Source organism: Atlantibacter sp., from assembly GCF_032062175.1.
Lineage (GTDB): Bacteria > Pseudomonadota > Gammaproteobacteria > Enterobacterales > Enterobacteriaceae > Atlantibacter.
Genome location: NZ_DAMBQK010000002.1, coordinates 237,015 through 254,766, shown reverse-complemented (window position 1 = coordinate 254,766; position 17,752 = coordinate 237,015). Strand labels below are relative to the sequence as shown.

17 protein-coding genes are annotated in these 17,752 nt (G+C 53.1%); 7 read left to right on the top strand and 10 right to left on the bottom strand.

Features of this window, described 5'->3' with window-relative positions; all coding sequences use genetic code 11:
- Positions 1 to 158 precede the first annotated feature (158 nt).
- A complete protein-coding gene (locus RT120_RS03485) occupies positions 159 to 1,916 on the top strand; it encodes a sigma-54-dependent Fis family transcriptional regulator (RefSeq protein ID WP_312979407.1) in 1,758 nt (585 codons plus the stop codon).
- Here the strand turns inward: RT120_RS03485 and RT120_RS03480 are convergent.
- Entirely contained in the window at positions 1,913 to 2,302 is a 390-nt protein-coding gene (locus RT120_RS03480) for a rhodanese-like domain-containing protein (RefSeq protein WP_312979404.1), read from the bottom strand. The two genes, RT120_RS03485 and RT120_RS03480, sit on opposite strands and share 4 nt — an antisense overlap.
- Positions 2,303 to 2,395: 93 nt before the next feature.
- On the opposite strand from RT120_RS03480, the gene ftrA reads away from it, so the two are divergent.
- Entirely contained in the window at positions 2,396 to 3,361 is a 966-nt protein-coding gene (gene ftrA, locus RT120_RS03475) for a transcriptional regulator FtrA (protein WP_312979401.1), read from the top strand.
- 122 nt (positions 3,362 to 3,483) lie between these two features.
- Positions 3,484 to 3,579 carry a protein MgtS gene (mgtS, locus tag RT120_RS03470; protein WP_000901367.1) on the top strand — a complete coding sequence of 32 codons (96 nt, stop codon included), beginning with the start codon at positions 3,484 to 3,486 and terminating at the stop codon, positions 3,577 to 3,579.
- 243 nt (positions 3,580 to 3,822) lie between these two features.
- Here mgtS and RT120_RS03465 read toward each other — a convergent pair whose 3' ends face one another.
- The gene (locus RT120_RS03465; RefSeq protein WP_312979397.1) at positions 3,823 to 4,158 is read right to left on the bottom strand and encodes a GlpM family protein; all 336 of its coding nucleotides are present in this window, start codon (positions 4,156 to 4,158) and stop codon (positions 3,823 to 3,825) included.
- A 150-nt stretch (positions 4,159 to 4,308) separates the two neighbouring features.
- Here RT120_RS03465 and RT120_RS03460 point away from each other — a divergent pair, with 150 nt between their 5' ends.
- Positions 4,309 to 4,581 (top strand): hypothetical protein, encoded by a 273-nt coding sequence (locus RT120_RS03460; RefSeq protein WP_312979394.1) that lies wholly within the window; start codon positions 4,309 to 4,311, stop codon positions 4,579 to 4,581.
- Here RT120_RS03460 and RT120_RS03455 read toward each other — a convergent pair.
- The 3 genes from RT120_RS03455 to dcp form a co-directional block, all read right to left on the bottom strand.
- Positions 4,578 to 4,757: a hypothetical protein gene (locus RT120_RS03455; RefSeq protein ID WP_312979393.1), complete on the bottom strand. Its 180-nt coding sequence runs from the start codon at positions 4,755 to 4,757 to the stop codon at positions 4,578 to 4,580. The two genes, RT120_RS03460 and RT120_RS03455, sit on opposite strands and share 4 nt — an antisense overlap.
- A 112-nt stretch (positions 4,758 to 4,869) precedes the next feature.
- Complete coding sequence (lpxP, locus tag RT120_RS03450; RefSeq protein WP_312979392.1) at positions 4,870 to 5,790, bottom strand: kdo(2)-lipid IV(A) palmitoleoyltransferase; 921 nt, start codon at positions 5,788 to 5,790, stop codon at positions 4,870 to 4,872.
- A 500-nt stretch (positions 5,791 to 6,290) separates the two neighbouring features.
- Entirely contained in the window at positions 6,291 to 8,333 is a 2,043-nt protein-coding gene (gene dcp / locus RT120_RS03445) for a peptidyl-dipeptidase Dcp (RefSeq protein ID WP_312979390.1), read from the bottom strand.
- A 149-nt stretch (positions 8,334 to 8,482) separates the two neighbouring features.
- On the opposite strand from dcp, the gene ydfG reads away from it, so the two are divergent.
- The 3 genes from ydfG (at position 8,483) to ydfZ (ending at position 10,322) form a co-directional block, all read left to right on the top strand.
- Entirely contained in the window at positions 8,483 to 9,232 is a 750-nt protein-coding gene (ydfG, locus tag RT120_RS03440) for a bifunctional NADP-dependent 3-hydroxy acid dehydrogenase/3-hydroxypropionate dehydrogenase YdfG (RefSeq protein ID WP_312979388.1), read from the top strand.
- Positions 9,233 to 9,314: 82 nt separating this feature from the next.
- Positions 9,315 to 10,004, top strand: coding sequence for a GntR family transcriptional regulator (locus RT120_RS03435; protein WP_312979385.1), 690 nt, complete (start codon positions 9,315 to 9,317; stop codon positions 10,002 to 10,004).
- 114 nt (positions 10,005 to 10,118) lie between these two features.
- Complete coding sequence (gene ydfZ / locus RT120_RS03430) at positions 10,119 to 10,322, top strand: putative selenium delivery protein YdfZ (RefSeq protein ID WP_312979383.1); 204 nt, start codon at positions 10,119 to 10,121, stop codon at positions 10,320 to 10,322.
- 38 nt (positions 10,323 to 10,360) lie between these two features.
- On the opposite strand, the gene RT120_RS03425 is transcribed toward ydfZ, so the two are convergent.
- From RT120_RS03425 to manD, 5 genes are all read right to left on the bottom strand, one after another.
- Complete coding sequence (locus RT120_RS03425) at positions 10,361 to 11,644, bottom strand: MFS transporter (RefSeq protein WP_312979380.1); 1,284 nt, start codon at positions 11,642 to 11,644, stop codon at positions 10,361 to 10,363.
- Between the two features lie 235 nt (positions 11,645 to 11,879).
- Positions 11,880 to 13,331 (bottom strand): fructuronate reductase, encoded by a 1,452-nt coding sequence (locus tag RT120_RS03420; RefSeq protein ID WP_312979378.1) that lies wholly within the window; start codon positions 13,329 to 13,331, stop codon positions 11,880 to 11,882.
- Between the two features lie 54 nt (positions 13,332 to 13,385).
- Complete coding sequence (locus tag RT120_RS03415) at positions 13,386 to 14,936, bottom strand: MFS transporter (RefSeq protein WP_312979376.1); 1,551 nt, start codon at positions 14,934 to 14,936, stop codon at positions 13,386 to 13,388.
- 26 nt (positions 14,937 to 14,962) lie between these two features.
- Positions 14,963 to 16,369, bottom strand: a complete 1,407-nt coding sequence (gene uxaC / locus RT120_RS03410) for a glucuronate isomerase (RefSeq protein WP_312979374.1) — start codon at positions 16,367 to 16,369, stop codon at positions 14,963 to 14,965.
- 46 nt (positions 16,370 to 16,415) lie between these two features.
- Positions 16,416 to 17,630 (bottom strand): D-mannonate dehydratase ManD, encoded by a 1,215-nt coding sequence (gene manD / locus RT120_RS03405; protein ID WP_312979372.1) that lies wholly within the window; start codon positions 17,628 to 17,630, stop codon positions 16,416 to 16,418.
- Positions 17,631 to 17,752 lie beyond the last annotated feature (122 nt).

Here is a 17,752-nt window from a genome sequence, read left to right as displayed (position 1 = left end):
CTCCGCCGCGTTTAAAATTATTTTCTCTTGTTATTCATAGTGTTATAAAAACTCCAGACACACAGTGTCCCGCCCTGTCGCGGAATTGTGTTGCGTATCGCAACAGGTGCGACACTTTGATGCTACATATATGCAACACTCATGAGGCGGAGAGGATAATGCCACGCAGAATCGGATCACATCATGTCGACGTCAGCACTTCTCGCCTGGTGCTCCCCGGCCTGGTCAGCGAATCCTGGCAGCGCTCCGAACGCCTGGGCCTGCGGCGGGACGATGAAGCGGCACCTGTTCTCCCGCTTGCCGATCTTAATAACGCCCGCGAGCAAAATCCGTGGATATCTCGCCTGCTCCAGCCGCAACTGAGTACTCTGCTGCCTACTCTGAAAAATAGTCCGTCAATTATTGTGATGTCCGATGCGCAGGGGCTGGTGCTGGATACGCTCGGCAATCAGGACTTCCTGCATAAAGCCCAGCGCTTCGCCCTGCTGCCCGGCAGTTTATGGGGAGAGAAAGCGCGCGGCACCAACGCCATTGGCACCGCGCTGGCGATTGGCGATTTTTGCGAAGTGGCGGGCGAGCAGCATTTCCTGAATCACAACGCCGGGCTGTATTGCGCCGCTACGCCGGTTTACGGCCCGGACGGAAAAATCGCCGGGGTACTGGATTTATCGACGCCGGCCGATCACCCTGGACGTGACGCTGTCACGCTAATCCGCCGCGCCGTGTCGCGAATTGAGCATGACTGGGCCTGCAGTATGCTGAATAAAGACCGCTGGCTGCTGCGTTTACACGCAGAACACGATCCCGAGAATGAAATGATTATGGTGTTCAATGATGAGATATTGCTGGGCGCAAACCGGCAAGCGATGCAGGAGTTTGGCCTGTCGTCGGCGAGTATCGGCAGCGTGGTGTGGCGTGCATTATTTACCCACCGGCCCAATCACCATCCTGAGCCGGTTGAAGCCTTAAACCAGCGCCGCTATCTGGCGCATCAGCAAACCCAGCGCAGCGCGCGTGTTACCGTGCCGCCATTACCCGAGCCGGTACATCCCCAGGCGCTGCGGCTGCTGAATGCCGGGATTGCGCTGTGCATTACCGGCGAAACCGGCAGTGGTAAAGAGCATTTGTGCCGCGCCCTGCATCAACAAAGCCACTGGCGCAGTGGGCCGTTTGTCGCGATTAACTGCGCCGCTGTCCCGGAAAATTTAATTGAGTCAGAACTGTTTGGCTATGTGCCCGGCGCATTTACCGGCGCGAACCCGAAAGGCTATGAAGGCAAATTGCGCGAAGCCAACAACGGCGTGCTGTTTCTTGATGAAATCGGGGATATGCCGCTGGCGATGCAAACCCGCCTGCTGCGGGTACTCCAGGAAAAATGCGTCACGCCGCTGGGCGGCAATGGTCGTCATAACGTCAATTTCGCCCTGGTGTGCGCCACCCACCGCGATTTGCAACTGTGCGTGGAACAAGGAAGCTTCCGGGAAGATCTGCTGTATCGCATCCAGGAATTCCAACTGCGCTTACCGCCGCTGCGTGATAAACCCGATCTCGCCGCGTTTATTCTTACGCTGTGGGAACAACTGGGCGGCGTAAAGCGGCACATCGCGTTGTCAGAGACACTCCTTCACACTCTTGCCCGCCTGCCCTGGCCGGGCAACGTGCGGCAACTGCTTAGTTTCCTGAAAGTGCTGCTGGCGCTGTATGACGATGGCGATGTGATAGAAGAAGAAACCCTGCCGGAAGGCGTGGTATGCCCTGGACTCCGCGCTGCGCCAGCGCTCAGCGCCGCCGCCCCGCCGCCGGATGAACTGGCGGCGTTGCGTGAAGCCAACGGCAATATGGCCCAGGCCGCCCGCCAGTTGGGCATTTCCCGCAGTACGTTGTATCGCCGGTTAGAGCGGCGCAGCGTCAGTTAAGCGAACGGTAACACCTCATCCGCCCAGCCGGTGATGCCGCCAGGCATCACTTTCACATATCGCCCCATCCCGGCGAGCGTTAATGCCGCCCGGTCCGCGCCGTTGCAGTGCGGTCCGGCGCAATACACCACAAACAGCGTGTCCTGCGGCCATTCTTCCATGCGCTCAGGCGTCATCTCCCGATGGGGCAAAAAAATCGCACCCGGCAGATGGCGGCGAGCGAAGGTCGTTTCATTGCCTACCACATGCAGTAAAACAAAATCCTGCTGACCGTCGCGGATGGCCGCATGAACATCCGCACAATCGGTCTCAAACGCTAAACGCTGTTGATAATGGGCAACCACCTGCTGCGGCTCGGCGGGGGAAAATTCAGTAACGTAGCTCATTGGTGTGACTCCTGTTTTGTGTTAACAATACTCTAACTTCCGCCCTGCAAAATGGCTGCGGCCAGACGTGACAAAAATCGCCAGGATCATGACATGATGAAAACCTCCCTCGCCCAACCGCTGGTTGTTGCGCTGGCTTACGACGGCTTATGTACCTTTGAATTTGGTTTGGCCGTAGAAATATTCGGTCTGCCGCGACCGGAGCTGGGGGAAAACTGGTATCGCTTCGCCGTTGCGTCCGTGGATGCAGGCGAGTTGCGTGCGACAGGCGGTGTGCGGGTGGTGACGGATGGCGATTTATCGTTAATTGCCCAGGCCGGAACGGTGATGGTGCCGGGCTGGCGCGGGGTGGACGAGCCGGTTCCCGAGGCGCTGTGCGAGCAGTTGCGCGCCGCTTACGAACGGGGTTGTCGAATTATGTCAATTTGTTCCGGGGTATTTGTGCTGGCGGCTGCCGGATTGCTGGATGGGCGCAAAGCGACTACCCACTGGCGCTATCTTGATGCACTACAGCAGCGTTTTCCCTCTATCGACGTGGTGCCCGATGTGCTGTACGTCGATGAAGGCGATTTACTGACCTCCGCAGGCAGCGCGGCGGGCATTGATTTATGCCTGCATCTGGTCAGGCGTGATTTCGGCCAGGAGACGGCGAACAGCGTGGCGCGGCGTTTGGTGGTACAACCCCACCGCGACGGCGCGCAGTCGCAGCGTATTGTTCGGCCCGTGCCGGTCGCACGCGAAAGTAAACGGCTGGGCTTACTGTTTGATTATCTGCACCAGCAACTGGCGGAAAACCATACCGTGGCGTCGCTGGCCAGCCGCGCCGGAATGAGTCCGCGCACCTTTCTGCGCCGTTTCCAGGATGCCACTGGCACCACGCCTGCGCGCTGGTTGCTTAACGAACGGCTGGTCCGCGCCAGAACGATGCTGGAAAAAACCCGTCTGTCGCTTGACCTTATCGCCGCGCAGGTCGGATTCGGCAGCGCCAGCACCCTGCGCTATCACTTTCAGCAACATTTTTCCGTTTCGCCTGCGGCTTATCGCAAAAGTTTTACCTGACAGTCGCATTATCTTCACACAGTTCTGCTTTTGTTTAGGTTGGGTGCGGTAATCTCTCTGCACTCGGTTGAGGTTCTTTTTACTAAAGTGAGGTTTTATCAGTTAATAAATGGAGGTCCACCATGCTGGGCAATATGAACGTTTTTATGGCAGTACTGGGCATTATTCTTTTTTCCGGTTTTCTTGCCGCTTATTTCAGCCACAAATGGGATGATTAATGAACGGAGATAGTCCCTTCCAGAGAAAGGCCCCTCGTTGATACGCACACCGAGGGGCCTTTTACTTTTGTGGTTTCGTTAAGGCAAAAAAAAACCGCCAGAGCCCTGACGGTTAAATGCTTGCATGGATAGATCTTTGAAATTCGTAGTCTGCGCGCAGTTCTCAATGGCAAAGAGAACGCCGGAATACCCTTTGAACTTATCAGCCTGTTGCTCAACGGCGAGTAAACGAAGCACGTAAAATTAATGGAAACGTGTCCAGCACAGGATCAGCAGCCAGGCGCTGAGACTCCAGCATCCTACCGCCGCGATCAGCGCAAAGGGCACCCGCATCATGCCGGTGAAATACCACAGCGACGCGAGATAAATAAAGTAGGGAATAATCGACCACATCCCGAAAATAATGGTGGTGCGTAACGCGTCGACACCGCGTTCGGTGGCGACAATATAGTGCGCAATCAGCGCGAATGTCGGAAATAACGGAATAAGCCCGGCGATATAATAATTTTTGGTCCGCGACAGGATCGCAATTAACACCACAATCAGCGCACCCAGCGCCGCTTTAATCAGTAAGCCCATTTTCCCTCCCGAAAACTCACCCGGCAGCATACGCAGCGAAGCGAAACGATAGCAACCTTTAACGGGTGAAAATTTTTCAGGCCCGTAACGGCGTTTATCGTTGCGTTATCTATAGTTATCAGATAACTCCACACGGCAAGGACATGCGCTATGCGAATCTCGAAAAGTCATCTGCGAACCATTCTGAACAAGCTGGAAGATCTCTATCCTCTGCCGATGGAAGCAGAAGATTACGCCGATCTGGCGGCCTCATTAGGGGATGAGATGACCCTCGACGGACACCTTTTATATCTCCAGGAGAAAGGATTCATTCATATCACAATGAATTACAACGTAGGTCAGCGCGCCTGGCGTATCCACTCACAGGAAACCCGTATTAGCGCCGAAGGGCTGGACTATCTTGAGGATCAGCGCAGCATTTAGCTGCGTTGTATACGCGGCGCGATCGCCAGGCGGTAATAGTCGCGCAGCGCGCGCTCAAGTCCCTGGCGGGTCATGGTGATATGGGTGCGGTGCCCGGGTCGCGTCAGGCGATACTCTTTGTCTTTGGTGACGACGGTAACCCGATACCACTCACCGCGATAATAAATCCAGTTCATATCATGCATATTACGTATTGACAGTACTCTATGTATACCTGTCATTCATCGAAAAAACCGAGATATGACAGGTAAAATGGCCATACTGACCAGGTACTTTTAGCCTTTACCGCTATACGTATAACGACATTTCACCAGCAGGACGCGTTTTGAACCGACGGTGCACCCAGAGATATTGTTCCGGCGCGCGCAGGATTTCATGTTCAATAATCCGATTGGTAAACGCCGCCGCTTCCGCTTCGTTGGTCGGGTAATTTTCAATTTCCGGGGAAATAAACAATCGATAGCCGCTGTTATCCGCCCTGCGCACCATAGTGACCGTCAGCAACGCCGAGCGCGATAAGCGCGACAGCACAAAGGTGCCATTGGTGGTGGCGACATCTTTCACCGCGAAAAACGGAGCAAAACAACTGCCTTTGATACCGTAATCCTGATCCGGCGCAAACCACACCGATTCGCCTTTTTTCAGCGCGCTGACCATGCCTTTGAGGTTACGGCGATCGATCATCGCTTTATTGGAACGCATCCGGCCTTTCGTCTGTACCCATTCCATCATCGCATTGTTATGAGGCCGGTAGGTCGCCATCATCGGCTGGCAAAGGCCCATGATTCGCCCGCCAAGCTCCAGCGACATAAAATGCACACCCACTACCATCACACCGCGCTGTTGAGCGGCGGCGCGGCGCAGATTGTCCAGGCCTTCTACATCAAAATATTTGCGCACCCGACGATCGGACCAGAACCACGCCATCCCGGTTTCCAGCAGCGCCATGCCCAGAGATTTAAAATTCTCCGCCACCAGGCGTTCAGTATCTGCCGGCGTATTGTTGGGGAAACATAACCCAATGTTTTTACGGGCGATGGTTTCGCGGCGTTTTAAAAAAGGCCGCGACAGTTTGCCTGCGTTAAACCCAATCGCGCGGATCGCCGGATAGGGCAATTGCACCAGCAGCCACAAAAAACCGAGGCCAAACCATGTCAACCAATATTTAGGATGTAAAAATTGGTTTTTAAAACCCGTTAACTTAAACATAAAAACCTTACGCGCTGCTCTTTTGAGGGCGCTAATGATGAGAAAATTATTCACGCTGCTTACTTAGGCACCGTTATAACAAATAATTCATTTTTTATTGTAAATCCCAGGAAAAATACTGGGGCAATATGTTACTGGAAATATTAACCTTTTAAATCAAGAAGTTAAAACGTATGCTGCGTTATTCATCTGCATAACGCCGGGCGTCATCACGGGTCACATTGCATTTAAGAATCGAAGTATATTCTTTTGCGAATTTCATATCCATTTCATTTACTTTAAAGAAATTCTTAATTCTGAAGCTCGGTCATTAAATTTATCCGCTGTTGTTTTTTAAACCGTTATTACCCGAAAAACCTTAATTAAACATTAACTTTATTAAACTAAGATGACGTGCCATGTTCCCTCTCATTTGCCACACGGAGCCTGACATGGGCCAACCGCCTGACGTTCAACCCGCGCTAACTTAAAAGGTAGCGCGGGTTGATGTTATCTGGACGTCAGGCCAGACCGCGGTTTTTCAGCATCGGCTCAATCTCGGGCTCGTGCCCGCGCCAGTCGCGGTACAGCACCTCTAAATCGCTGCTGTTGCCGCGCGATAAAATCGCCTCACGGAAACGCTGGCCATTATCCCGGGTTAAGCCGCCCTGCCCGACAAACCATTGATAACCCTCATCCGCCAGCATTTGGGTCCACAGGTAAGCGTAATAGCCTGCTGCGTAACCACCGCCGAAAATATGCGCGAAGTAGCTACTGCGATAACGCGGCGGCACGGCCTCCATCCCTACCTTTTCTTTCTCCAGCGCCTGGCGCTCGAACGCCGCCACGCTCTCCAGCGGCTCGTCCGCTGAGCGGGTATGCCAGTTCATGTCCAGCAACGCCGCCGCCAGCAGTTCAGTCATATCGTAACCTTTATTAAACTGCGCGGCGCGGAACAGGCTTTGTTTCAGCGTTTCCGGCATCGGCTCGCCATGACGGTAATGGCGCGCATAGTTGGCGAACACCTCAGGATGGCTGGCCCAGTGCTCATTGATCTGCGACGGGAACTCCACGAAATCACGCGGCGTATTGGTGCCGGAAAGCGTGGCGAAACGCTGCTGCGCAAACAAACCGTGCAGGGTATGGCCGAATTCATGGAACAACGTCACCACATCATCCCAGGAGATCAGCGCGGGCTGGCCGTGTACCGGTTTCTGGTAGTTACACACGTTATAGATCACCGGCAAATTGCCGAGCAGCGTAGATTGCTCGACAAAATTGCCCATCCACGCGCCGCCGCCTTTGCTGTCGCGCGCAAAGAAATCACCATAAAACAGCGCCAGCCCTGCGCCAGTGTGATCAAAAATTTCCCATACCCGCACGTCCGGGTGATAAACCGGGATATCAGCACGTGGGATGAATTTCAGGCCGAACAGTTTGCTGGCGGCCCAGAACACACCCTCATTCAGCACCCGGTCCAGCTCGAAGTATTCGCGCAGTTGGTTTTCATCCAGCGCGTATTTTTCACGCCGTACCTGTTCAGCGTAAAACGCCCAGTCCCAGGCTTTAGCCTGAAAACCACCCTGCTGTTTATCGATGCAGGCCTGAATGTCCGCCAGTTCCTGGCGCGCACGCGCCGTCGCGGCCGGAGCAATATTGCGCATAAAGCCCAGCGCGGCGTCCGGGGTTTTTGCCATCTGGCTGGCAATGCGCCAGGCGGCGTAATTATCAAAACCTAACAACGCCGCTTTTTCAGCCCGCAGCGTCGCCAGATTTGTGACAATGTCACGCGTATCGTTAGCGTCGCCTTTTTCAGTACGATGCCAGGCTGCGTTAAACAACGCTTCGCGGGTAGCGCGATCCTCCAGCGATTGCAATGCGGGCTGCTGAGTCGTGTTGAGCAGCGCCAGCCACCAGCGCCCTTCCAGCCCTTTATCCGCTGCGGCCTGGGCGGCAGCCTGAATCTCCGCGTCCGTCAGACCTTTCAGTTGGCTAACGTCGCAAATCTCCAGCCCGCCGGATTTATCCGCCGCCAGTAAGTGCTGATTAAACTGGCTGGTCAGGCGCGCCAGCGACTGGTTAATCGCTTTGAGCGACGCTTTTTGCTGCGGTGCCAGCGTGGCCCCTGCCAGCATAAAGTTGTGCCATATCACGTCAATCAGGCGCAGCGCTTCGGCATCCGGGGCCATTTCATGACGCTGCTGATACACGGTATCCAGACGGCTGAACAGTACCGGGTTAAGATAAATTTCATCCGCCAGCGCCGCCAGTTCGGTTGAAAACTCTTCATCCAGTTGCTGAAGATAATCGTTGGTATGCGCCGAGGTCATGGCGAAGAACACGTTAACGACGCGGCTGAGCATCTGGCCGCTGAGCTCCAGCGCCAGAAAGGTGTTATCAAAGCTCGGCGGTTCGACGAACGCGGCGATTTCCGCGATTTCCTGACGTTTTAACCGCAACGCCTCATCAAACGCCGGAAGGTAATGTTCATCACGTATTTCATCAAACGGCGGTGCCTGGTAAGGCTTCAGGCTGACGCTAAAAAAAGGATTGGATTGCTGCATAACGCGCTCCCGCAGGAATTCTGGCAAAACTCAAGCTTATGCAACCCCTTGCCTGGCCGCAATAATTTCTGGCAACAGATGCCCTTACCACAACCTGGCTCCGCATGCTAAGGTATTGAACACTTCGAAAAGCGTTGAGGAACAGCGAGATGATTATCCTGGTTACTGGAGCCACCGCCGGATTCGGCGAGTGCATTACCCGTCGTTTTATTCAAAATGGTCATAAAGTGATTGCCACTGGCCGCCGTCAGGAGCGTTTGCAGGAGCTGAAAGACGAGCTGGGCGATAATCTGTACACCGCGCAACTGGACGTACGCAACCGCGCCGCGATTGAAGAGATGCTGACTAACCTGCCGCAGGAGTGGCGCGCGATTGATGTGCTGGTCAACAACGCCGGGCTGGCGCTGGGGATGGAGCCGGCGCATAAAGCCAGCGTTGAAGACTGGGAAAACATGATCGACACCAACAACAAAGGGCTGGTGTATATGACCCGCGCCGTGTTGCCGGGGATGGTGGAGCGTAACCGCGGTCATATCATCAATATTGGCTCTACCGCAGGCAACTGGCCTTACGCGGGCGGCAACGTCTATGGTGCTACCAAAGCCTTTGTGCGCCAGTTCAGCCTGAATCTGCGCACCGACCTGCACGGCACCGCTATTCGCGTAACCGACATTGAGCCAGGCCTGGTAGGTGGCACCGAGTTCTCTAACGTGCGCTTTAAAGGCGACGATGACAAAGCCGACAAAACCTATCAGAACGCGAATCCGTTAACCCCGGATGATGTCACCGAAGCGGTATGGTGGGTCGCCACGCTGCCTGCGCACGTCAACATCAACACCCTGGAAATGATGCCGGTTAGCCAGACCTATGCCGGACTAAGCGTTCACCGCGGTTCCTGATCCTTACCTGCTACCCGGCCTCGCGCCGGGTAGCAGATCCGTGGTAGATTGAATACGTTACCCGCAAACGAAGCACATACCGATGGCCGTTGAAACCCTGTTAAACCCCACCCAACCCGTTAACCAGCAAATTTACCGTATTTTGCGCAGCGATATTGTTCACTGCCTGATCCCGCCGGGTACGCCGCTGTCGGAAAAAGAAGTCTCGGTGCGGTTTGATGTCTCCCGCCAGCCGGTACGCGAAGCCTTTATCAAACTGGCAGAAAACGGCCTGATTCAGATCCGCCCGCAGCGCGGCAGTTACGTGAATAAAATTTCGCTGGCGCAGGTACGTAACGGTTGCTTTGTCCGCCAGGCGATTGAATGCGCCGTGGTGCGCCGCGCCGCCGGGATGATCACCGCCGGGCAGTTGTATCAACTGGAGCAAAACCTTAACCAACAGCGCACCGCCATTGAGCGTAAGCAGATTAACGACTTTTTCGAACTCGACGACGCCTTTCACCAGAAACTGGCCGACATCGCGGAATGCCAACTGGCCTGGGATACCATTGAAAATATCAAAGCTACCATTGACCGGGTGCGTTATATGAGTCTCGACCACGTGTCGCCGCCGGAGATGCTGCTGGAACAGCACCTGAGCATTTTCCACGCGCTGGAAAAAGGCGATGCGGATGGCGTTGACCTTGCCATGACCCGCCATTTGCAGGAAATCAGCGAGTCGGTTCAGCTCATCAAGCAGGAAAATCGCGACTGGTTCAGCGACGACGCCTGAGCGTGACATTCATCACACAAATCCGCTTTTTTTGATCGGCGTTAAGGTTTTCGCTGCGGTGATTTTTAAAATATTCACCGTCTGAATTTTCAGTCTATTCAGGAGAAAACCAGCATGATGACCTATGACCGTAATCGTAACCCCATCACCGAAGGCAGCCGCGTCATGATCAATGGCACCGGCCATACCGGCATTGTTCGTGCTATTCATAGCGACGGGATGACTGCCGCCGATGTACGCCGCCAGCAGACGGTAGAAGTGGAAGGCTATGACGGGAAAGTTGCGCCGGTTGAATTAATTCGCCTCGGCATGCACTAAGGGGTGAGAATGCCGCCGTAGGCGGCATTCATTGTGAATTAATCTATTCTCGATTTCACAATAAACAAATAACTCATGGCTCCGGCAAATGTCACGCAAGCCGCAATGATTATTGCCAGATTAAAAGAGTGCGTGGTATCTACAATCCAACCGGTCACTATTGGCGCGAATGAAGCAAAGACAAAGCTGCCAAAATTTTGTATAGCCGCAACCGAAGCAACTTTACTTTCACTCACCAATACCTGAACTAAACCCCACGCAGACGTACCGGCAAAATGGACACAAAACAGCGCCATTGAAATAAATATCACTGCCTGCATTGGCGTAGATGATTGCACTACCAACAGCGAACCAAGCGCTGATAACATCAACCCTACCACAATGACTGCTTTTCGGGTTTTCGCCAAATCGTAGCCTGCTTTGGCAAATCTATCGACCACGATGCCGCTAATCCACATACCTACTGCGGCAGCCAGAAAAGGGATGGCGGCGACCCAACCGGTTTTTGCCAGGCTAAAGCCCTGCTGCGCTTGTAAATAACCCGGGAGCCACGCGATATATAGCCAACCGGTATAATTCACTCCAGCAAAACCAAAAACCATTCCCCAGGTCGTGCGGCGTTTGAAAAGTGAAAGCCATTCGCTGAACTGGAGTTGCGGACGCGGTTTTACCGGTGCCGACAAATATTCGCGTTCGTCAGGTTGTAACGTAAACTGCGCGCGGTTGCGATACCAGGCATACCAGCAGATGCCAACCAGAATCCCTGCCACCCCAATGGTGACAAACATAATGCGCCAACCCCAGGCAATTTGCATCATAACCAGTACAGGCGGCGCAATCGCTTGTCCGATAACGGTCGAGGAATTAAAAATCCCCAGCGCGGTTCCCCTTTCTTTCTGAACATACCAGTCAGTAATAGATTTCACGCCCGCCGGCATAAATGGCGCTTCGCCAATGCCTAATCCAATACGCAGCATAATAAAATGGCTAAAAGAATTAACCATGCCGGTTAAGCCTTGCATCAATGACCAAAAAATGACGCCTGCGCCTAACACAATTCGTGGACCGTAGCGATCCAGCAAGATGCCTGAGGGTAATTGCGCAAAACCGTAAGATAAAGAAAAAGCGGAAAGTAAAACACCAAACTCTGTCGCAGATAAACCTAATTCGCCGCGGATCGCTTCACCTGCCACACTTAACGACGAGCGGTCCAAAAAATTAACGATCCCTGCCATAAAAAGTAAAATTAAGGTCACGTTTTGTATTTTAGCAATCCTGGTCGGCTTCAGGGGCATTGGCGCAGTAATTATCTTCGTGTTCATATAACACTCCGGTGGTTAATTAATTATGCAGTAAAATAAATTAAACATCGGGTATAGTTATAGTCCCGTCCGGATTTAAATAAATTGAAATTGCGCGACATTGAATTATTTTAGGATTCTTTCAATGAATTAATTATTTTCACCATACCTAAAGCAGCCCAGGTAAATAATCTGAACTCTCCAGAGTTGCCGACGTGATATTTACCTGGACTGCTTTAGGGTTCTATATTTAATGCTATAGCATCATGGCATATTTTTTAATGGTTTCCTTTGCCCCTTTATCCAGTAGAACTAAATAAGCCGCCGTCACGCCTTTCACAAACGCCGGGTTTTGCGGCAAATCATTGCCAAATATCGCCGACAGGTCCAGTAGCGCGTTAACCCGCGCCTCGCCCTGCTCGCTCTGCGCCACTTTTGCCGCAATGTCGGCTTTCAGCGGATCGCTGATTTCAATGGCTTCGCCCTGCTCATCGACGCCCGCCACATAGCGCATCCAGCCCGCGACACCCAGCGCCAACAGCGACCATGACGATCCGTTTGCCAGATGCCAGCGGATGGAGTCGAGCATACGTTGCGGCAACTTCTGGCTGCCGTCCATGGCGATTTGCCAGGTGCGGTGCGCCAGCGCGGTGTTCTCATAGCGGGCGATCAGGCTGTCGGCGTAGCGGGATAAATCCACACCCTTCACCTTCAGCGTCGGGGCCTGTTCGTTTAGCATCAGCGCCCGTGCGGTAGTGCGAAAGTTGGCATCCTCCATACAGACGTTAATCAGCGGATAACCCGCCAGATACCCCAGATACGCCAGGAACGAGTGGCTGCCATTGAGCATCCGCAGTTTCATTTCCTCAAACGGCAGCACGTCCTGAACTAACTCGGCCCCCGCCTTTTCCCACGCCGGACGACCGGCAACAAAGTTGTCTTCTATTACCCACTGACGGAACGGTTCACAGGCCACGGCCACCGGATCGTTAACACCAGTCTGCTCAGCGATGCGTTGCAGCGTTTCCGGCGTAACCGCCGGAACAATACGGTCCACCATGGTAGAGGGGAACGTCACCTCGCTTTCAATCCAGTTCGCCAGTGCGGCATCTACCGCGTGGGCATAGGCCAGTACCACATTACGGGTGACGTGGCCGTTTTCCGGCATGTTATCGCAGGACATCACGCTGAAACCGCGCAGGCCCGCTGCCTTACGCCGCGCGAGAGCGGCGACAATCACGCCGACCGCCGAAACCGGCTGCTGCGGCTGTTTTAAATCTGCGGCGATTAACGGGTGATCGCGCATCAGTTCCCCGGTCGCCGGAGAGTGGCAGTAGCCTTTCTCGGTGATGGTCAGCGACACAATTGCGATTTCAGGCTGGCACAGCGCGTTAAGCACCGCCTCCAGGCCATCGACCTGCGCGTGCAGCGCTTGGTTTACCACGCCCACTACGCGGGTCGCCCAGCCGTCGGCGGACATTTCCGCCACGGTGTACAAACGGTCCTGCTGATTAAGATCGGCAATTTGCTGCTCGCCACCAATCAGGTTGACTTCGCAGTAACCCCAGTCGCTGTGATGATCGGTCGCCAGAATATCAGCGTAGACCGCCTGATGGGCGCGGTGAAAGGCCCCGAAGCCGAGGTGGAGGCAACGGGTAACCAGCGCGCTGCGATCATATTGCGGTGAAGGTAACTTTCTGTTTTCCATGATTAACTCGCTTTAAACACATTAAAAAGCCCCCCTTTGCAGGAGGGCTGGTTGTTAACTGTCTCGTGAAACACGAAGCTCGGCGGGTTTCAGAGGTGATGCTGACGCGCTGTTGCACCACAATTCTTCGTAACGATAACCGGTGAGATCCTCAACCACTTTGCGGGTCTCTGGCTGAACATCGCTTTTCGCGCCGTGCGCTTTAAGGCGCTCTACTTCATCAACAAAAATCTTGTGAGTGCGTTTATTCAGGCGGAAGGTCAAGGCTTGCCACAGTGCAATCAGCAGCAGGCCCGCCGTGCCGATGAACAGCAGTGAAGCGATGGTGTTTACCGCGCTCTCCGGCTGTATCTGGCTGCCCTTCACGAATCCGCCGCTTTGTAACAGCAGGCCCACGATAAAGGTCGCAATCGCCACCGTGGTTTTACGGGAGAAGGTCATGACGGCGGCAAACAACCCTTCACGACGCTGACGGGTGATCATTTCATCGATATCGGGAATAAACGGGAACACGTTCCACGGGGTAAATTCCAGTACACAACGCCCTACCTGATACACCGCGGCCAGTACCACTAACAGCAGCACTTTATTGTCGGTCGGGAACTGATAAACCAGGAACAAGCCAAACAGGCACAGCATCATCACGGTATAAGCGAAAACATACAGACGCGACGGGCCGTATTTAATAATCGCTACGCCTGCCAGTAAGGTCACAGGCAGCCCGACGATACTCATGGAAAGCAGCGTACCGGCAAGAGACGAAGAAACTTGCAGACAGTAAACGCAGAAGAACACGAATACGGTGTTATAAACATCTTTGGCGGTAAAGGAGAATAAATAGATCGCCAGATGTTTTCTGAACGCCCGGACTTTCAGGGTAGAGCCATAATCTTTAAATAAGTTGCCCAGTAGTGCCAGTTTTTCCCTGAAGGTTTTTGTTTCGCTGGGGCGCTCAAGTTCTGCCAGCATTTCTGGGGTTAATTCACGCTCCCAGGTCACTTTCCAGGAGATAAATACGCACACCATAAACAATACGGCAAATACCACACCGTTGATCAGATAAGCATTGGCGTTATGCTCTCCGAAGAAACCGATCAGCAGCCCCGGAATAAAGGTTGCCAGGAAAGTCCCGGTCGCGGAGAAGAACATCCGACAGGTGGATAACTTGGTACGTGAGTTAAAGTCTTTGGTCATTTCCGACGGCAGGGTTTCCCAGGGAATAAGCACCATCGCCGCGACAATTTCAAACGCCAGATAGACCGCCAGATAAAAACCCCAGGTCATACCGTCCAGCCAGAGTAAGGAATAAACCAGCATTAACGGCGCGCCAATTAACAAGAAGAAGCGGCGGCGACCAAATTTTTTACCTAAATAGTTTTTATAAAAATGGTCGGTAAAGCTACCCATAAACAAACTGACAATCGCATCGACAATACGCGCAATGGCAACAATAGAGGCGGCCTCAACCGGAGACAAGCCCACGAACGTGGTATAAAAGAAGAGAAGCCAGGCACCGATAACGGTAAAGGCCCCGCCGCCCATAATATCGGTTACCCCATACCCAATACTGACGGGTATGGTGATGTGTTTTTTGGACTGAGACATGGTCTACCTCAATAGGGTCAGAGTATTCAGAATCGGAAATAATTTTTAGCGTTGTCGTGACAAATATTTGTTATTAGTTTCGATAATATTTTCGGATTATCAGGTACTTCTCCGCGCTCAACCCATCCGCCGACCAGATTACATAAAATACGGCGGAAATAGTCGTGGCGCGTATAGGAAATAAAACTGCGTGAATCAGTCAGCATACCGACGAAGTTCATCAGCAACCCCTGATCGGCCAGGCAGTTCAACTGGCTTTCCATGCCCCGACGCGTGTCGTTAAACCACCATCCGGAACCAAACTGGATCGGTGATTTCACGCCGTCTTCAGCGGACTGGAAGTTTGCGATTGTCGTGGCGACGATATCGTTATAACCAGGGTTCAGGTTATACAGGATGGTTTTCGGCAGCGCGTTATTGCGCGCCATGCTATCCAGTAAGCCGTTTAATCCCTGCGCCAGATGACATTGATCGGCAATCGAATCAAAACCGGTGTTGATGCCAATCTTCTCTTTCATGCGCGTGTTGTTGCTACGGATAGCGCCAAAGTGGATCTGCATGGCCCACTGGCGTTTCTTGTAGTGCCCTGCCAGCATCACAAATATTGCGCTCATCAGCGCCGCGTTCTCTTTATGACTTAATGTCTCGCCGCTGCATTTTTTAGCGAACAACGCCTCGATTTCGGTTTCCGTCGCGGCCTGGTAATAAATTTCTACCGGGCCATGATCGGAGATTCGACACCCGACGTCATGGAAATAATCGATGCGATTTTCCATTGCGCGTGACAGGTCGGCGAAACGCTGAATATTCACCCCGGTGAGAGCGGTCAGCTTTTCGATGAATACCCGAAACTGCTGCGGGTTTTCCTCAAAAATTTCGTCTGGCCGGAATGTAGGTAATACCTGAGGCATAAATTCAGCCTCATCGCGCAATAACCGATGGTATTCGAGCGAGTCCAGCGGCGAGTCAGTAGTACAAATCACCTCAACATTTGAGCGGGTAATCAGCGCGCGAGGTTTGAAATCGTCCTGTAATAAAAGCTGATTGCAGGTAGCCATGATTTCGCGCCAGTTGCCGGAATCCAGATTATCTTCAATGCCGAAATAATAATTCAGCTCCAGGTGCGTCCAGTGATAAAGCGGATTGCCGAAACAGGCCTCGACCGTTTCCGCCCATGCCTGAAACTTCTCTTGCGAAGACGCATTGCCGGTAATTTTCTCTTCGCTGACGCCATTAGCCCGCATCGCGCGCCATTTATAGTGATCGCCCGCCAGCCATAATTGGGTAATATCTTTAAAAGATTTATTTTCATAAATCTCTTTGGCATCAAGGTGGCAATGATAATCGATAACTGGCAAATCCTTTGCCAGTTCACGATACAGTTTGCGCCCTGATTCATTATTAATCATAAAACTATCGTTTATAAATTTCATGACTGCTCTCCAGACCTGAGCATGGATTAAATTAAATCGTCAGGGTTTACCAGTTCCACAATGTGCCATCTTCGAGACGGGCCACCGGCAAATAGGCCGGGTCATAGGGGTATTTCGCCGCCAGTTTTTCATCAAATTCGATGCCCAGGCCCGGTTTGTCGCCCGGATGCATATAACCGTTATCAAAGGTCCAGTTATGCGGGAAGACTTCAAGCATCTGTTCGGAGTAGCCCATATATTCCTGAACGCCGAAGTTTGGCACCCACAAGTCGAAGTGCAGCGCTGCCGCCATGCAAACCGGAGAGAGATCCGACGGGCCATGTGAACCGGTGCGTACCTGGTACAACGAGGCGAAATCGGCAATGCGACGCATACCGGTGATGCCGCCTGCGTGGGTAATGGTGGTGCGGATATAATCGATGAGCTGTTCTTCGATCAACTGCTTGCAATCCCAGATGCTGTTGAACACTTCGCCCACCGCGATGGGTGTGACGGTGTGCTGGCGGATCAGGCGGAAGCACGCCTGGTTTTCCGCAGGTGTTGGGTCCTCCATCCAGAACAGGCGGTGTTGTTCCACGCTCTTACCGAAGCGCGCGGCCTCGATGGGCGTCAGGCGGTGGTGCATATCGTGAAGCAGGTGCTCATGAAAGCCGAATTTAGTGCGTACTGCTTCAAACAATTTCGGGGTGAAGTCGAGATATTTCTCAGTTGACCACAACTGCTCTTCCGGCCACTCGCCTTTGGTCGCCGGTTCGTAAGCCAGCCCTTTACCTTTCGCCATGCCGTAAGTGGTTTTCATCCCCGGTACGCCGCACTGCACGCGAATTGCTTTAAAGCCCATCTCTTTATGGCGCGCGTAGTCGTCCAGCACTTCGTCAATACTGTGACCGGTAGTGTGGCAATACACCATTACCCCTTCACGGGATGCGCCGCCAAGCAGTTGATACAGCGGCATATCGGCGGCTTTGGCTTTGATATCCCACAGCGCCATGTCGATAGCGGAAATCGCTGACATGGTTACCGGGCCGCGACGCCAGTACGCGCCCTTATAGAAAAATTGCCAGATATCTTCGATGCGGTGTGCATCGCGCCCCACTAACTGCGGGCACAGATGATCTTTTAAATAGGAGGCCACGGACAGCTCACGGCCATTGAGCGTGGCATCCCCTAACCCGGTTAACCCGCTATCGGTCGTGATTTTTAAGGTGACAAAGTTGCGGCCCGGACAGGTCACAAAAACTTCAGCACTGACGATCTTCATGGTTTTTCCTTACAACGTGAACGGCATGTATTAAGTTGCGTTCAATTTACGCAACTGAACTACTACCATACAAGTATGAAGATCGTGAAAGTTTGAGTGTACTCACAAAGCGCCCGGTTATT